Raw genomic sequence first — 17361 nt, forward strand, 5'->3', positions numbered from 1 at the left:
CACGTAAAGTGTCTCGATGTCAAGATAAGTCTACACCGAATCGAAGGTTGGAGAAATCAGGCCAAAGGGGGTGTCTCCCCCGTGTTTTCAACGGTTTCGCCGCTTGAATCATCGGATGATTGCCGCAAGCGGTTGAGTACCATCCACGTAAAGATGATCACCAAGGCGAACAACGGTGTACCCATGACAAGACGGGCGATGCCGAGGGCCTCAACGTTTCCCGAATAATAGAGCGGCAGTTGAATGGCGAGCCGCGTAACAAACATCGCAAGCCACAGCACGGTGAGCCACAGAGCGACTCGACGCAGTGAACGATCCTGTCTCCAGGAGGATAAGCCGCCGCGAAACGCCCCAATAGCGAATCCGAGCACAGGCCACCTCACCGCAATTGAAATGAGGAGCCCGAGTGTCCAAGCGGCATTGATCCAGAATCCAGGGAGGTAGTATCCCTGGCCCTCACCGCTGATCAGTGTCGCCGCGACAGCGATCCCGACCCCGATGGCGCCAGAAATCGCCGAAATCGGCGACTCTTTGCGAATCAGACGAATAGCGACGGCGATGATCGCGAGGGCTGCCGGCGCGATAACCGCGAGCTTCTCGTCTTTAGTAAACGAGTACACAATCAAAAACAGCAACCCCGGTACGAGAGCTTCGGCGATCCCGCGCCACCCGCCGATGGCTTGAAGAACGCCGCGCCCCGAAATCGCCTCCCCGCTGAGACCAGCCTGCACGGCCTTGCCCATGCCGCCGCTTAAGGAAAGATTTCCCAGAGTATCCGCGCTCAGCTTCGCGGATTCGGGAGCGCCGCCTTTGGACTCAGCACCCGCTAAGTCTTCTGGCTCGGGATCCGCCGTCGCACCTGTGTTACTCACGCTTCTTAGCCCTCGCTCGGTGTGTCTGCCTGCACACCAGCGGGAACGCGCAGCGGAATGAGTTCGCTGGGGGGCATTGGCTGGTCACCGCGGACGACTACAAGCTCACGGAAGAGATCAATCACAAGTTCGCGAGTTGCGACGTCGGTAGCAGCCTTGCCCATGATGACTCCACGAAGCATCCAGCGAGGTCCGTCGACAGCGAGGAAGCGCGCTAGACGTGTCCCACCACCCTGGTCTGCAGGCACTGGAGTGTTGACAATAACCTCGGGGCCAAGCAGACCCTCTTCTTCAGAGACTTCGGCTCCCTGCGCGGTCATCTGCTGGATGAGTTCGGCTCGAACTTCGCCCCACAGTCCCGAAGATTTCGGCGCAGAAAACGCCTGTACCTGCAGGAGCGAGTCTTCGTAGTCGAGCGACACGGCAGCGACGCGATTGGCTCGCTCGTCTACCTCAAGGCGAAGCTGCAGGCCCTCGCGGGGTGCAACCTTAATGCCACCGAGGTCGACGTAGGGGCGCATTGCGGGCACCTCCGACACGTCGAAGGGGCCGTTGGCCGCGCGATCCTCGGGTGCTGACTTTGAGTCATCTACTTCTACGGTGTTTGCTTCGGCGTTTTCGTGAAGCTCAACCGCGTCGGCCGATTCCGTGTTCTCAGAATCAGACCGAGGGGTGGCGGTTTCAGATGCCTTGGCGTTTTTCATTTCTCTGCTCATGGCTGAGAATCTCCTTGCTTGTGCCCTTCGGGCTTTCCTAAATTGTGTCGAAGATTTCGCGCAGAAGCTAGCTGCTGATCCCAGTGGATCCGAAGCCGTTTGCACCCCGCACACTCTCAGAGAGTTCGTCGACCGGGATAAACACCGCTCGAGAAACCGGCATCACAATCATCTGGGCGATGCGATCCCCGATTTCAACCGCAAAGGTATGTTCCGTGTCGGTGTTGAGCAGCGTCACCTTGATCTCACCGCGATAACCGGCGTCCACGGTTCCGGGCGAGTTCACCACCGTGATGCCGTGCTTGGCGGCGAGGCCACTACGCGGCACCACAAAAGCGGCGTAGCCGTCAGGCAGCGCGATGGAAACGCCCGTTCCCACTAGGGCACGCTGACCAGGCTGCAGCTGCACTGCTTCGGAAGCGCGTAGATCTGCACCTGCGTCACCCTCGTGCGCATAGCTTGGCGGAATTTCGGCTCGAATTGGAATCTCTACGACATCGGTCACCCGGACAGGCTACCGGATTGAAGCGCTCTCAACACACTGGCTGTGGGGCATTGACGAAATGTAAATCTCGGGAGAGGGATAATGGAGCCATGACAGTTGAAGCACCTCCCCAGGACTACCGAGAACGACTTTTGCCTGGACCGAGCTTGTTTCTCGCTCTGCTCCTACTCATCCCTGCGGTCGCGCTTGTCATGACGCCGATTAGCCCTCAGCTTGCGATTCCAACCGGAGTGGCAATGTACGTGCTGATAGCCGGCAGTTTCTTGGTGCTGAGCCCGAGTCTGTATGTGCGTGATGGCAGGCTTACCGCGGGCCGTGCAGAGATCCCGGTGGACCAACTTGGCGAAGTCGAACTGCTCGGATCTGACGCGCTTCGTCGCGCGATCGGCCCTGGAACAGATGCCCGTAGTTATCTGTTGGTTCGAGGGTGGATCCATCGCGGCGTGAGAATCGAAAACATCGACCCGGTGGATCCCGCACCCCAGTGGGTGCTCACTAGCCGCCACCCCGAGCAGCTTGCGCTAGCGATCGAAGCAGCAAAACGGGCTTAAAAAGCGTTGCTGGCGCGATTGCGCCAGCAACGCGATAAAACGCTGGCGCGTTTTATACCGAACATTCCTGGCGCAGTGGCGCCAGCGCAGAATGCGATAAAACGCTGGCGCGTTTTATACCGAACATTCTGCGCAAACCGGACCAAGATCGGTCTGATGATCCAGCTGCGAGCGGTGTCGCACCAAGAAGCAGCTCACACAGGTGAACTCGTCATCCTGCTGCGGCAGCACCACAACGTCGAGTTCTACATCTGACAGATCAGAACCACCGAGATCAAAACTCGGGTTATCCGCATCCTCAGAATCAATCGCGGAGCCACCCTTTGCGGAGCCGCGCTCCTTCAGAGCCTCAATTGACTCCGCTTCTTCTTCGGACTTACGCGGGGCGTCATAATCTGTTGCCATCTTCTCCTGCATTCCCGTGTCGCTTGAACACATCAACCTGCGAGCGGCCATAGTCTGCCCTAACTTGCTGCCTTTACGCAAACTCTGTTGCTCAATTTCTCTCAGCGCAAAATCAGGTCCGCACGACTTTGCCACGCGCCCACGTCAATGCGAGCTAAACTCCCTAGCCTGTGTCACCCTTGGTCGCGAACTGTGAAGGGATGCCGCCAATGGACGAATTGCGCTTTGTGCGACGTGAAGATCAGGCTCTAATTGTTGTAAACGGGGCTGATGAAGAATTCCGCCTTGTCGTCGACGACACAGTGCTGAGCGAACTCAGGCATCTCGCGAAGCGGGATCGACAGGCCGGAAAGGTTCGACCGAGGGAGATACAGGCGCTGATCCGCGCTGGAAAGTCGCGTGCTCAGGTTGCCGAAGAAACCGGGCTTGAAGAAGCAGATGTTGAGCGCTTCGAAGAGCCGGTTCTTGCTGAGCGCCGGTACATTTTAGAACTTGCACAGGCTGTCCCGGTGCGGACAGACGTGAATGATGATTCCGACCAGCACTTCGGCAGCGTTATCGCAGAGCGACTCATCGGTCTTGGTGTCGACGACAGTGAATGGAGCTCCTGGAAAGACGATGAGACCGGTTGGATGATCGGTCTTGACTTTGTCTCCCACGAGGTTTCACACCGCGCAATTTGGGCGTTTGCGCATCGCAAGGGAACCCTGGCGCCGGTCAACTCCGATGCTGTCAATCTCTCGAAGCAGGGCGAGGTTGGAGACCGGTTGATTCCGAAGCTGCGCGCCGTTGACAGTGAAGAGAAGACCGGCAGATTTGATTCTGATGCCTTTGACCACTCGCAACTTCCGATCACCGATACCGACCGTGATGAGCTGCAGACTGCTGAGCAACCAGCGATCGCCGACGAAGCGCCCGAGAGGGGCGCGACGGTTGAAGAAGCCGCTCCCTCGCTCGCGGATGCCAACGCTGAATACGCGCGTCGAAAGGAAATTGACCACCGTGCGATTAAGACAGACGATAGCGAAGAGGTCGACCTGAGCCAGACCGCTGACCTTCTTGATGCGCTTCGCAAACGACGCGGTGAACGTGAGCAGAGCGCCCGCAAGAACGATGTCAAAGCCGAAGACGCTCAGCCGGTGCAACCCGCTGCTGATCCTCCAGCAGCGGATGAGTCCGTTGCCACGCCTCCTCGCAGCATCTGGGGGGCAGCAGGGGTCACTGGACAACCCGCCACTAGCCCAGCACCCTCCTCTGCCAGCGCACCGCCGAAGCTCAAGCCCGTCGTAAATGCGCCGTCGTTGGATGCCGACAAGGTCGAGCCCAAGCTTGACCCTGAGAAGTCTCCTCGTAAGGGACGTGCTTCGATTCCGAGCTGGGATGACATCCTCTTCGGAACACGCAGCGACGAGGATCCTGCCTAGACCGTTTCAGGGAGAGGGATTCGTGAGCGCGCCACCTCAGTGACAACGTTCGCGAATCCACTGCCGGCCAGTGCCCCGCCAAGAATGAGGGGCACACCGCGCTCGTCTTCGCTCAGTGAACCATGTTGACCAACCATGGCGCGGGCGCGTGGATCGTCATGACTGCAGTAGTAGGCTACCTGCTTGCGAGCAGCGATGATGACGTCACCAAGGCGATCCGCCACGCCGGTTGCCACCGAACCAAACGCCCCAGAAGCGATGGCCTCATCGCGAGTAGCGACCCAGGCTCGGCCTCTCTCCGTTTCTTGAAACTGTCTGGCGACAGATTTGGGGTCCGTGCCCTCGCGCAGGTACAGGGAACGGAAGCGCGGCTCTCCCCCGACCTCGGTGACGTCTTTGAACCGTTCGGGATCCGAATCGAGCAAAATTTGCTGGTGCGGTTCGACGTCGACGATGCCGTGATCCGCCGTGATGACGACTCCGACACCGCTGGGAAGACCACGCATGAAGCCATCGAGAGCAGAGTCAAACTGTTCCAAGCGGCGAACCCAGGCGCCACTTTGCCACCCTTGATCGTGCGCGGCCTTGTCGAGTTCGTCAATGTAGAGATAAACGACGACCGGATCTTGCCCGCGTACCAGGGTTGAAGTGACAGCAAAGCGATCTTCGATGTGTTGCCCTGCCTGGTAATCAGCGCCGGTAAGGATCGCTTCTGTGAGTCCCCCCTCAGCGTGGGCTGGGCGCCCGATTGCAACGGGGCGTGCACCGAGGTCGCGAACCGCCGCAAATAGTGGTGTGGCAAGCTGCCAGGATCGCCGATCCTCAATGCCATTCCACTCCTTGAGCGTCGAGACAATGCCTAATTGTGGGTGTCTGATGCGATAACCCACTAATCCGTGTGCGCCCGGCAGTCGGCCCGTCGTGATGGTCGTGAGTGCTGCTCCGGTTGTTGAAGGGGTGACCGTCTCAATGCGGCGCTGGGGCAACCGTGCGAGCGTTGGCGCATGCCCAAACCTTGCCTTGAGGTTGGCATAGCCAAGGCCGTCAACAACGACCATCACAAGCGAACGGATCTGCGGCAAATTTGCCAACATACTTGCCGAGCCGGCTGGTTCGCCACCGTTGAGAGTCGCTCCCATAGTTGCATCGAGTGAGGATCTTGGATCTCGGCCCAGTCCGTGAGCGACCGCCGCGATCCCGGTTGGCAGAATTGCGGCAAGCCTCGCACCGTTGTCGGTGGCAGTAGGTAGCATAAAAACCATTATGACCGACGCACCAAGTGGCCCCGCTGACGGCTCTGCAGAATCCTCCGCCGAGAGCTCAGCACTCCTTTCACAATTAGCCCACGAAGCTGCGGGCGAGCGCATTGAAGACATCGACATCTCGAAAGAGATGGAGGGTTCATTTCTTGAGTATGCCTACTCTGTCATTTACTCGCGCGCCCTGCCCGATGCTCGTGACGGACTGAAGCCAGTCCAGCGCCGCATTCTATTCATGATGCAAGACATGGGGTTGCGCCCTGAAAAAGGCCACGTGAAATCAGCCCGTGTTGTTGGTGAGGTGATGGGCAAGCTGCACCCACACGGCGACTCGTCGATCTACGATGCTCTCGTTCGTTTGGCCCAGGGCTTCGCGATGCGATTGCCGCTCGTTGACGGCCACGGCAACTTCGGTTCGCTAGACGATGGGCCGGCCGCATCCAGGTACACCGAGGCGCGACTCGCCGGTGCCGCGCTCGCGATGACCGAATCTCTCGATGAAGACGTTGTCGATTTTGTGCCGAACTACGACAACCAAATCATGCAGCCTGATGTGCTGCCGTCTGCGGTGCCCAATCTGCTCGTTAACGGTGCGAGCGGTATTGCCGTCGGCATGGCAACAAACCTTGCACCTCACAACCTCATCGAGGTTGTTGATGGTGCAAAACACCTTCTGTACCACCCCGACGCCACCGTCGATGAGTTGATGGAATTTATCCCCGGCCCAGATTTGCCGGGTGGCGGAATCATTGTTGGGCTCGACGGTGTCAAAGACGCATATCGCAGTGGTCGCGGCGCGTTTCGCACACGCGCCAAGGTTTCTATTGAACAGTTGAGTCCCCGCCGTACTGGGCTTGTGGTGACCGAGTTGCCGCACCTCGTTGGCCCCGAGCGGGTCATTGAAAAGATCAAACAGGGTGTCGACGCTAAGAAGCTCTCGGGCATCTCTGACGTTGCCGACCTCACCGACCGAAAAAACGGCATGCGGCTTGTTATCACCCTGAAGACGGGCTTCTCCCCGAAGCTGTTCTTGAACAGCTGTACCGCTATACGCCGCTCGAAGACTCGTTCAGCATAAACTCGGTGGCGCTTGTCAACGGCCAGCCACAGACCCTTGGCCTGCGCGAGATGCTGCGTGTGTTTATTGATCACCGCATTCTGGTTATCAAGCGTCGCTCCGAGTTCCGCCTGCGGAAGCGGCGTGAGCGCATGCACCTGGTCGAGGGATTGCTCATCGCGATTCTCGATATCGACGAGGTTATCCAACTGATTCGCACAAGCGAAGATGCTGAGGGTGCCCGGTCTCGGCTCATGCAGGTCTTCGATCTCTCAGAACTGCAGGCCGAATACATTCTTGAGTTGCGCCTCCGTCGCCTCACAAAGTTCTCGCGTGTTGAGCTTGAGAGCGAGCGGGATGAGCTGAAACGCGAGATTGAGGCCTTGCTTGAGATTCTCGGCAGCGATGAGAAATTGCGCGCTGTAGTGTCGAACGAGATGGATCAAGCTGCCGAGGCGTTTGGTACTCCCCGACGCACGGTGCTGACCGGAGCGGTCATCCGTCCCACACGCTCTGCTGCGAGCTCTGCGGCCCTGCAGGTGGCGGACACTCCCTGCACAGTTCTGCTCTCTGCAACGGGGCGTGCGCTGCGTTTAGACCGGGAACCCGACGCGCTTGAGTCACCACGCGCAACTTCACGGGCAACAAAACACGGCGCGGTGATGTCTTCGGTTGACGGCACTGTTCGGGGCGAGCTTGGAGCCGTGCTCTCTGACGGCACGCTCCACCGCTTCACTCCGGTGGATCTGCCGCTTGTGCCGAGTGCGAGCATCGCGTTCTCGGCCGGTGTTAAGCTTCTCGACTACATGAGCGTGGCCGATAAAAAGTTGCGCGTGGTGGGCCTTGTGCCGCTTGACACGGAGACTCCGATAGGGCTTTTCACGCTTCAGGGCACTGTCAAGCGCGTTGTGCTCACCGAGCTACCTGCTCGACCCGAGTTTGAGGTCATCTCGCTGAAAACCGGAGACCAGTTGGTCTCGGCGTTCCCCGCACCCGATGGGTCAGAGTTCGCCGTTGTGGCGAGCGATGCGCAATTACTGCGCTTCCCCACCGCGTCAGTGCGCCCGCAGGGCCGACCAGCAGGTGGCATGGCCGGCATGAAGCTCGGTACCGAGGCTCATGTCGTGTTTGCCTCTGCTGTTCCCCAGGGCGCTGAGGCTCGGGTCGTTACTGTTGCAGACAGCTCGATCACCCTTCCCGGCACCGATGTTGCGACGGCCAAGATCACAGACTGGGCCGAAATCCCCGCTAAGGGCCGCGCGACCGGCGGTGTGCGTGCCCAGCGCTTCCTCAAGTGGGAAGACCAGATCGCCTGCGCATGGGTGGGCACTGGAGAGCCACGCGCACTTGCCTCCGACGGTGCGGCGCGCAAGCTGCCGACCGAACTCGGCAAGCGAGACGGATCGGGGCAGCCCATCGACGGTGCCGCCGCGTTTGTGGGCCAGGCTCCGTAGCTCGAACTACCTGTAAACCGATGTAGCCATGTTGCTAGTTGTACTAAGTTCAACTAGCAACATGGCTACACTCAAATCGGTTGCGCACCGTTTGGGAAGCTCCCGCTAGGCGTCGATGCGCTCGCGATCGAGGTCATCAGCGTTCTCGACGATGAACTCCTTTCGCGGGGCAACGTCGTTGCCCATGAGCAGCTCGAACATTTGAGCAGCCGCGTGCGCGTCTTCCAAGCGAACTCGCCGAAGCGCGCGGTGCTCACGATCCATGGTGGTCTCCGCGAGCTGATCCGCATCCATCTCACCGAGACCCTTGTAGCGCTGGATTGGCTCCTGATATTTCTTATTGCGACGCTTCAGATCGCTGAGCAGCGTTTGTAGTTCGCGCTCACTGTAGGTGTAGATGACATCGTTCGGCTTTCGCCCAGCGTTCTGCACGATCACACGATGCAGTGGCGGCACCGCGGCGTAGACACGCCCGGCCTCAAGCATGGGCCGCATGTATCGAAAGAACAGGGTGAGTAGCAGGGTGCGAATATGCGCGCCGTCAACGTCAGCATCACTCATCAGGATGACCTTGCCGTATCGAGCCGAATCAATATCGAAGTCGCGGCCCGATCCTGCCCCGATGACTTTGATAATGGCACCGCACTCAGCGTTACCGAGCATCTCGGCAACCGATGCCTTCTGCACGTTGAGGATCTTTCCTCGAATCGGCAGAAGTGCCTGAAACTCGCTATCCCGGGCGGGGCGTGCGGTGCCGAGTGCACTGTCGCCCTCCACAATAAAGAGTTCGGTGTCAGCGACTTCTTTTGAACGGCAGTCGATCAGCTTAGCCGGGAGTGACGAACTCTCAAGCGAGCTCTTGCGACGAGCGGTGTCGCGCTGCGCGCGTAGCGCGATCCGAGACTTCATCTCAGACACCATTTTTTCGAGCAGTGCGGCGGTCTGAGTCTTGTCGGATTTCTTCGTGGACTCGTAGCGCTCCGTCATGCCCTTCACGATCGCCTTTGAGACGATGGAACGCACCGCAGCGGTGCCGAGCACCTCTTTGGTCTGGCCCTCGAACTGGGGCTCTGGCACACGCACCGACACGATGGCGGTGAGACCGGTCAAGATATCGTCTTTGTCTGGCTTGTCGGTGCCCGCCTTGAGCTTGCGAGCGTTCGCTTCAATCTGCTTTCGAAAGAAACGGGTCAGTCCCTGTTCAAAGCCGGCGAGGTGCGTGCCACCCTTGGGGGTGGCAATAATGTTGACAAAACTCTGCACCTCGATGTCGTACCCCGTGCCCCAGCGCAGAGCAACATCAACCTCACAGCGGCGCTCGATCTCGCGAGAAACCAGGCTGCCGGATGCCTCGTCCATGACCGGCACGGTCTCTGTGAAGGTGCCCGAGTCTGTGACCCGCCAGGTATCGGTGATGGGCGCATCGACTGCGAGGAAATCAACGAACTCTGAGAGCCCACCCTCGTACTGGAAGCGGTGCACCGGAGCCACACCGGATTCATCCTGTGATTCGGGGCGTTGATCAGTGATCTCGATTGCGAGGTTCGGCACAAGGAAGGCGGTCTGTCTTGCGCGCGCTACGAGGGAATCCGGCTCAAACCGGGCGGTCGAGAGGAAGATTTGAGGATCGGCCCAGTAACGCACCCTTGTGCCAGTGACGTCTTTCTTGACCTTGCCCACAACACGAAGCTCTGAAGCATTCTCAAACGGCGTGAAGGGGCTGTCGGGCCCGTCTCCAGCGAACACACCCGGCTCCCCGTGCCTGAACGACATAGCCCAGGTTTTGCCGTCGCGATCCACCTCAACATCAAGACGCGACGAGAGGGCGTTGACAACCGAAGCACCGACACCGTGGAGGCCACCCGAAGAAGCATAGCCACCGCCACCAAACTTGCCGCCAGCATGCAGCTTTGTATACACCAGCTCGACGCCCGACAACCCGCTCTTAGGTTCGATGTCTACGGGAACGCCACGGCCATTGTCGGACACCGTCACGCTGCCGTCTTCGTGCAGGGTGATGCGGATGTCGTTGCCGTACCCGGCTAGCGCTTCATCAACAGAGTTATCGATGATCTCCCAGAGACAGTGCATGAGGCCCCGAGAATCGGTCGTGCCAATGTACATGCCCGGACGCTTTCGAACCGCCTCAAGCCCTTCAAGGACGGTGAGATGGCGCGCGGAGTAATTTGACTCGACCGGTTTGGTTGCTCGCGATGACTCTGCCACTACTGAGATCTCCTACTGCTTGCTAACTCAACTTACTGTAGAGCAGACCACCGACAGAGTATCGCCATGCTCTCGGCGAGTGCGCAACCCCACAGGGCAAAGCTACGCGGTGAGCGAACCGCAACCGTATCGCAATCTCTTTTCAAGTCAGACGTGCTTTGATTGGGGTAATCAAAAGGAGAACGGGAGGTTATCATGACAACGCTCGAGCACGACACCATTAACGCCACCACCATTGAATCAGCAAATCGTCCACTTAATGGACTCGACCGCTGCGACAGTTGTGGAGCCCAAGCATATGTTCGCGCCATACTGAACGGCAGCGAGCTCCTGTTCTGTGCACACCACGCTCACAAGCACGAAGCTAAGCTGCGCCCGATCGCTGAGGTGTGGCACGACGAAAGTCATAAGCTGACCGCGTGAGTCTCGATCGCATAGATGAACCTCACCAACGAGGAAAGGCCCCGGGATCATTCCCGGGGCCTTTCCTTATGCTGTCTACTCGAGGTAGTCGCGCAGCTGCTGGCTGCGCGATGGGTGACGCAGCTTCGCCATGGTCTTCGACTCAATCTGGCGGATGCGCTCGCGGGTGACCCCGAAGGTGTCGCCAATTTGGTCAAGAGTCTTCGGCATGCCGTCGCCCAGCCCAAAGCGCATGCGGATCACGCCAGCTTCACGCTCTGAGAGTGAATCGAGCAACTGCTCGAGCTGCTGCTGCAGCATCGTGAAGCCAACCGCGTCGGCGGGAACCACTGCCTCGGTGTCCTCAATCAGGTCACCGAACTCGCTATCACCGTCTTCACCCAGCGGGGTGTGCAGCGAAATTGGCTCGCGCCCGTATTTCTGAACTTCGACAACCTTCTCAGGAGTCATGTCGAGCTCGCGGCTCAGCTCCTCAGGAGTTGGTTCGCGTCCGAGATCCTGCAGCATCTGGCGCTGCACACGTGCAAGCTTGTTAATGACCTCAACCATGTGAACCGGAATGCGGATCGTGCGCGCCTGGTCAGCCATGGCGCGAGTGATGGCCTGGCGGATCCACCACGTGGCGTAGGTCGAGAACTTGAACCCCTTGGTGTAGTCGAATTTCTCAACTGCGCGGATCAGGCCGAGGTTGCCCTCTTGAATGAGATCCAAGAATTGCATGCCACGACCGGTGTAACGCTTGGCAAGCGACACTACAAGGCGCAAGTTGGCTCCGAGCAGGTGGCTCTTTGCGCGCTGGCCGTCGCGAGCGACCCACTTGAGTTCGCGCTCAAGCTTCTTGGGCAGGCCCTGCTCGGTCGCGAGCTTTTCCTCGGCAAACAGGCCGGCTTCGATGCGCATCGCAAGCTCGACCTCCTCGGCAGCGTTGAGTAGCGCAACTTTACCGATCTGCTTCAGGTAATCCTTGACCGGATCGGCCGTAGCTCCCGGAATAAGTGTGGTTACTGTGGGAACATCTTCTTCGTCAGATGCCTTCAGGACGATTGCCCCGGTGGGCAGCGGCTCTGCAGGAGCTGCAGATTTCTCTGTCTCCGCGGCCTCGTCCTCGACATCAATATCGTCGACAATGTCTTCCGGCTCTTCTTCAGCGGCCTTCTTCTCAGTACTCTTACGAGTGGCGGGCGTCTTTGCCACTGCCTTCTTCGCTGGAGCTGCTTTTGCCGCTGCCTTCTTGGCGGGGCCTTCTTGGCGGGCGCGTCAACGGCCGCTTCGGTTCCCTGCTCTTCGGGTACCTCTTCCGTGGCCTTCGAAGCCTTTGCTCGAGCTTTGGTCGCGGATACAGTTGCCACGCAGACCCCTTCTTTCTTCGGATTCTTGCTGTGAATCTTGCTTGTCGTGTGAATCCTCGCGCGCCACCTGCTTTCTGACAGATTAGCGCTCACACAGCTAAAACCCATGTCAAGCTCGGATTTATTCCCACGAGAGAGAATGGCATCCGAATTGAATGGGTTGAGCCTCAATTATTGCACGGAGTTCCCCTCAGAATTACCATTTGGCGGAGGGGCTTGTCCGAAATCCGTTGTACTGCTAGGTTATCGGCCTATTTGTTCGGCGAGTCGCTGTCGTCGCCCGGGCGCGGGTGCTGTTCAGCAAGGAACCGCTCAAGTTCGCTCGCGATCTGGTCGGCTGTCGGAATCGTGCCGTCCTCACGAACGAGCGGCGACTGCGTGGTTTGGTCTTCCATGTAGGCGTCGTAGCGCTGCTCGAGCGTGTGAACCATCTCGAGCGACTCTTCGTTCTCGGCAATCTGATTGTTGACTTTCTGGTGAAACTCGCGCGACGCATCTCTGACCCGGTCAGTCGAGAGGATCAAACCGGTGGCGGCCATAATGCCATTGAGTGAAACGAGAAGTGCCTCGGGGTACTCAGTGTTTGCAAGGTAGTGCGGCACAAGGAGCGCGATCCCAACAACCTCTTCACCAAGAGAATGCAATCGATATTCAAGGACGTGCGCCGCAGAAGCGGACAGCTTGGTTGTCGGGCGCCAAACGGATCGAGCTTCGATGAGGTCATCGCGTGATCCGCTGATGGTGGTGGTCATGGGGCGGGTATGTGGAACTGGCATCGGAATCGCGTGAGTCCACACCGTTGTTGACACCTCAAACTCGTGCACCAGCATGAGCACAGTGTCGATGAACTGCTCCCACCTGAAATCGGGTTCGAATCCGCTGAGCAACAAGAAGGGCTTCCCTAGTTCGTCATGCACCAGAGTGAGGGACAGCTCTTCTGGCTGGTAGTCAGTCAGGTGGTCCTCTTCAAAAGTAATGATCGGGCGCCTGGAACGGTAGTCAAGCAGTAGATCTGCATTAAACCGGAGAAGTTCTTCCGGCTCGTACTGCTCCCACATGTGCTCCTCAAGCTGGGAGACCGCGCCGCCAGCATCGCTGAGACCCTGCATTGCGACAATGAGAGGCAAACCTCGCGGCACTTGTGCGCGTCGCTCGGCATAGTCGGCTGAGAAAATGGAATCGGTCACACTCCCATCCTATGAATGTGGACTATAACTGCGCCGCGGATTCGTCACGCCGTTAGCGAACCCTGACACCCCGGGCCCAGACCCACTATGCCGAGGATCACTCAGGTGTAGGCTTTACTCAGTGTGTCCGGTGACCGTGTACAACGTGTGAACCAAGCGGTGCGAGCCGCTCAATAGGGACCGCCCAAATTAACGCGAACAATCCGAGGGAGATCCCACTTGGCCGATCAGCAGTTTGATGTCGTCGTCCTGGGCGGAGGCAGCGCGGGTTATGCCGCAGCCATCCGTGCCACGCAGCTGGGTTTCAGTGCAGCTGTCATTGAGAAAGACAAGCTCGGCGGGACATGTTTGCATCGAGGATGCGTTCCCACCAAGGCGCTTTTGCACTCGGCAGAGGTTGCAGATGTCGCGCGTGAAGGTGAGACCTATGGGGTTCTTACCAGTGTTGCGGGTATCGATATGGCCCGTGTAAATGCCTACCGCGAGAATCTTGTGGCGGGCAAGTTTAAGGGCCTGCAGGGCCTGCTGAAGGCCAACGGAATCACCGTGATTGCTGGCGAGGGTCGCCTGGTCTCGGCAAATACCGTCGAGGTCGCAGGCGACCGCATCACGGGCAAGAACGTTGTCCTCGCGACGGGATCATACTCACGCTCACTTCCGGGGCTTGATATCGAGGGTCGTGTCATTACCAGCGAGCAGGCGCTTGAGCTGCACGAGGTGCCTAAGCGTGTTGTGATCCTCGGCGGCGGGGTGATTGGTGTTGAGTTCGCGAGCGTGTGGCGTTCCTTTGGCGCTGAGGTCACTATCGTTGAGGGACTCCCTCACCTGGTTCCGAACGAAGAAGAGTCTGTTTCAAAGCAACTCGAGCGCGCGTTCCGCCGTCGCGGTATCGACTTTAAGCTCGGCGTTCGCTTCAAGTCTGTGGCACAAGACGCCGAGGGCGTCACAGTCACACTCGAAGACGGCACCACTATTGCTGCTGATTACCTCTTGGTTGCTGTGGGTCGCGGCCCGGTTACTCAGAACCTCGGTTACGAAGAGGTTGGCATCGCAATGGATCGTGGATTCGTTCTGACAAACGAGCGTCTCGCGACCAACGTTCCAGGCGTTTACGCGGTTGGCGACATTGTTCCCGGCCTGCAGCTTGCTCACCGGGGCTACCAGCAGGGCATCTTCGTGGCCGAAGAGATTGCGGGCCTTGCCCCGGTAGTCATCTCTGACGTCAACATCCCAAAGGTGACCTACTGTGATCCCGAGATCGCCTCGGTCGGCCTGACCGAGGCGAAAGCGAAAGAACAGTACGGTGCAGACAAGATCGCCAGCTACGAGTACAACCTGGCGGGCAATGCAAAGAGCTCGATCCTGGGCACTGCGGGCACCGTCAAAGCTGTTCGTGTAGTAGACGGCCCCGTGGTCGGTGTGCACATGATCGGAGCGCGTGTTGGTGAGCTCGTTGGTGAAGCGCAGCTCATCGTGAACTGGGAAGCCTGTCCAGAAGACGTGGCACCGTTTATTCACGGCCACCCCACCCAGAACGAAACCATCGGCGAGACAATGTTGAAGCTCGCCGGCAAGCCACTGCACGCGATCTAGTCGCTGCGAACAGACTGAAAACGAACGGAGAAACACGATGAGTGAATCGGTGGTCCTCCCCGCACTGGGTGAGAGCGTGACCGAGGGAACGGTGACTCGCTGGCTGAAAAATGTCGGTGACACCATCGAGGTAGACGAGCCGCTGCTCGAAGTCTCGACGGACAAGGTCGACACCGAGATTCCTTCCCCAATTTCTGGAACTCTTGAAGAGATCCTCGTGCAAGAAGACGAGACCGCTGAAGTTGGCGCCGTGCTCGCACGTATTGGTGATGGAAGCGGCTCAGGATCAGCCGCGCCATCCGAGCCCGCCACCGCGCCTGAGCCCGTTGCTCCCCCGCAGCCGGAAGCCCCCGCGGCTCCGGCTCCGGCCGAAGCAGCTCCTGCCGCGGCACCCGCAGCAGGAGGCGATACCCAAGACATCGTGCTCCCCTCCCTTGGTGAGAGCATCACCGAGGGAACGGTGACGCGCTGGCTCGTGGCTGTCGGAGAGTCTGTAGACGTTGACCAGCCTCTGCTTGAGGTGTCAACCGACAAGGTCGACACCGAGGTGCCTTCGCCGATCGCGGGTGTGCTGCAAGAGATTCTGGCGAACGAGGATGACACCGTGGAGGTCGGCGGTGTACTTGCGCGCGTCGGTATTGGCGCAGCTGCTCCTGCGGCTCTGGCAGCCGCACCGGTTCCGGCAGCCGAAGCTCCTGCCGCTGCTCCGGCGGCCCCTGCCGTTGCGCATGCCGCGCCGCCAGCAGCTCCCTCTGCACCAACGCCGTCCGAGCCCGCAGCCGACACGCTGTCCTCTGGTTACGTAACTCCGATCGTTCGTAAGCTTGCGAACGACCGCGGTGTGGATCTCGCAACCGTCACGGGCACCGGCGTCGGTGGACGCATCCGCAAGGAAGACGTCGTGGCTGCTGCGGATCGTGCTTCTTCAGCATCGACCTCAGCACAACCCGCGGCATCGGCCCCCGCCGCCCCGGTCGCAGAGATTTCCCCACTGCGCGGCACCACTCAGAAGATGAGCCGCCTGCGCAAGGTTATCGCCGAGCGTGCGGTCATCTCGCTGCAGACAACGGCCCAGCTCACCACCATGGTCGAGGTTGACGTGACCCGCGTCGCGCAGTTCCGCCAGGCGAAGAAGGACGAGTTCCTCGCGAAGACAGGGAACAAGCTCTCGTTCCTGCCGTTCTTCGCTCTTGCCGCGGCAGAGGCGCTTCGCAGCTACCCGATCATTAACGCAACTGTTGAGGGCGACTCGATCACCTACCCGGAGACCGAGAACATCAGCATTGCGGTCGACACCGAGCGCGGTCTTCTCACGCCTGTCTTGCGTAACGCTGGCGACAAAGACCTCTCCGGTATCGCCGCTGAGATCGCTGATCTGGCCGCCCGCACCCGCGACAACAAGCTGACACCGGATGAGCTCAGCGGTGGTACTTTCACCCTAACCAACACCGGTTCACGCGGTGCGCTGTTCGATACTCCTCTCGTGTTCCTGCCCCAGGTCGCAATCCTTGGCACCGGCGCGGTTGTGAAGAAACCGGCCGTGATCTCTGGCCCTGAGGGCGACAGCATCGCGATTCGCTCGACAGTGTTCCTCGCGCTTTCTTACGATCACCGCATCGTAGATGGAGCGGATGCTGCTCGCTTCCTGTCACAGGTGAAGCAGCGCCTTGAGGTAGGCGACTTTGCGGGTAACCTCGGGTACTAACCCCTGCGCTCGAATGAGCTCGATCTGACGGCGGGGGCCGCGGCTAATTTTTGAGCCGCGGCCCCCGTTTTTCCTTTGCAGAAGTGCTCGCTGCGAGTCGTATACGCTGTTGTTCTGAGCGAGGGTAATGCGGCGGCGTATCGAATGGGCTATCGAGTCCCTCACCCATCTTTCTTGCCACACGCCGAGCTGCGTAACACTGGCGGCGACTTCTGCGACGGACTCTTGAAAGGCCTCTAATGGAAACCGTTTTGCTCCGGCACCATCCCACTCAGCGAGTTTGTTCTCGGCGAGCCCGACCGGTACACCCAAAGCGAAGCACCCCACGTCGTGCCCGTTTCGAGCGTGCGTGCGCTCTCGTGGTGTTCCACCGAACTCGGCCACACAATGACCGCGTGCACGCAGATATATCCCCCAGCTACACAGCTGTTCGAGTTCCCAGGCCGTCTCACCCGCAGTCAAGTTGCCGTGGAATGTCTTTCGCTTGAATTTTGACATTGTCTCCCTCCTGCTCATTGATCTTCTCGCAGGCACAGAACCTCGGAATCAAGTAACCAAAATCTGTGGAGAAAACGCCAAATTCTGCGGCTGTGAGCGAACAGGCAAAGTCGATACGCATGCCGGTCATCAGGCAG

Annotated in this window: 13 protein-coding genes and 2 pseudogenes; 6 read left to right on the forward strand and 9 right to left on the reverse strand. The window is 59.2% G+C overall.

The genetic code is table 11. From position 1 onward, the window contains the following. Positions 1-56: 56 nt before the first annotated feature. From G7066_RS07320 to dut, 3 genes are all read right to left on the reverse strand, one after another. Positions 57-872, reverse strand: a complete 816-nt coding sequence (locus tag G7066_RS07320; RefSeq protein ID WP_244303366.1) for a DUF3159 domain-containing protein — start codon at positions 870-872, stop codon at positions 57-59. Between the two features lie 5 nt (positions 873-877). After that, positions 878-1588 (reverse strand): DUF3710 domain-containing protein, encoded by a 711-nt coding sequence (locus G7066_RS07325; protein ID WP_244303367.1) that lies wholly within the window; start codon positions 1586-1588, stop codon positions 878-880. 67 nt (positions 1589-1655) lie between these two features. Continuing rightward, positions 1656-2093: a dUTP diphosphatase gene (dut, locus tag G7066_RS07330; RefSeq protein WP_205881551.1), complete on the reverse strand. Its 438-nt coding sequence runs from the start codon at positions 2091-2093 to the stop codon at positions 1656-1658. A gap of 89 nt (positions 2094-2182) precedes the next feature. Between dut and G7066_RS07335 the strand changes: the two genes are divergently transcribed. Further along, positions 2183-2644, forward strand: a complete 462-nt coding sequence (locus tag G7066_RS07335) for a DUF3093 domain-containing protein (RefSeq protein ID WP_166330105.1) — start codon at positions 2183-2185, stop codon at positions 2642-2644. Positions 2645-2758: 114 nt separating this feature from the next. Here the strand turns inward: G7066_RS07335 and G7066_RS07340 are convergent, their stop codons facing one another. Beyond that, complete coding sequence (locus G7066_RS07340) at positions 2759-3049, reverse strand: DUF4193 domain-containing protein (protein WP_166330107.1); 291 nt, start codon at positions 3047-3049, stop codon at positions 2759-2761. Between the two features lie 209 nt (positions 3050-3258). Between G7066_RS07340 and sepH the strand changes: the two genes are divergently transcribed. After that, positions 3259-4473: a septation protein SepH gene (gene sepH / locus G7066_RS07345; protein WP_166330109.1), complete on the forward strand. Its 1215-nt coding sequence runs from the start codon at positions 3259-3261 to the stop codon at positions 4471-4473. Here sepH and G7066_RS07350 read toward each other — a convergent pair. Then, positions 4470-5726, reverse strand: a complete 1257-nt coding sequence (locus G7066_RS07350) for an alkaline phosphatase family protein (protein WP_166330111.1) — start codon at positions 5724-5726, stop codon at positions 4470-4472. The two genes, sepH and G7066_RS07350, sit on opposite strands and share 4 nt — an antisense overlap. Before the next feature lie 139 nt (positions 5727-5865). Here G7066_RS07350 and G7066_RS07355 point away from each other — a divergent pair. Beyond that, positions 5866-8243: pseudogene (locus G7066_RS07355) on the forward strand (DNA gyrase/topoisomerase IV subunit A). A 105-nt stretch (positions 8244-8348) separates the two neighbouring features. Here the strand turns inward: G7066_RS07355 and G7066_RS07360 are convergent. Continuing rightward, complete coding sequence (locus tag G7066_RS07360; RefSeq protein WP_166330113.1) at positions 8349-10469, reverse strand: DNA gyrase/topoisomerase IV subunit B; 2121 nt, start codon at positions 10467-10469, stop codon at positions 8349-8351. A 195-nt stretch (positions 10470-10664) separates the two neighbouring features. Here G7066_RS07360 and G7066_RS07365 point away from each other — a divergent pair, with 195 nt between their 5' ends. Beyond that, positions 10665-10892 carry a DUF7455 domain-containing protein gene (locus G7066_RS07365; RefSeq protein WP_205881552.1) on the forward strand — a complete coding sequence of 76 codons (228 nt, stop codon included), beginning with the start codon at positions 10665-10667 and terminating at the stop codon, positions 10890-10892. A 75-nt stretch (positions 10893-10967) separates the two neighbouring features. Here G7066_RS07365 and G7066_RS07370 read toward each other — a convergent pair. After that, positions 10968-12241, reverse strand: a pseudogene (locus G7066_RS07370) (RNA polymerase sigma factor). 251 nt (positions 12242-12492) lie between these two features. Next, positions 12493-13428, reverse strand: coding sequence for a proteasome assembly chaperone family protein (locus G7066_RS07375; RefSeq protein WP_205881553.1), 936 nt, complete (start codon positions 13426-13428; stop codon positions 12493-12495). Positions 13429-13647: 219 nt separating this feature from the next. On the opposite strand from G7066_RS07375, the gene lpdA reads away from it, so the two are divergent. Continuing rightward, positions 13648-15021: a dihydrolipoyl dehydrogenase gene (gene lpdA, locus G7066_RS07380; RefSeq protein ID WP_166330115.1), complete on the forward strand. Its 1374-nt coding sequence runs from the start codon at positions 13648-13650 to the stop codon at positions 15019-15021. Between the two features lie 37 nt (positions 15022-15058). Then, entirely contained in the window at positions 15059-16726 is a 1668-nt protein-coding gene (sucB, locus tag G7066_RS07385) for a 2-oxoglutarate dehydrogenase, E2 component, dihydrolipoamide succinyltransferase (RefSeq protein WP_166330117.1), read from the forward strand. A gap of 448 nt (positions 16727-17174) precedes the next feature. Here the strand turns inward: sucB and G7066_RS07390 are convergent, their stop codons facing one another. After that, a complete protein-coding gene (locus tag G7066_RS07390) occupies positions 17175-17354 on the reverse strand; it encodes a hypothetical protein (protein ID WP_166330119.1) in 180 nt (59 codons plus the stop codon). Between the last annotated feature and the right edge of the window lie 7 nt (positions 17355-17361).

The organism is Leucobacter coleopterorum, from assembly GCF_011382985.1.
In the GTDB taxonomy this organism is placed as follows: Bacteria; Actinomycetota; Actinomycetes; order Actinomycetales; family Microbacteriaceae; genus Leucobacter; species Leucobacter coleopterorum.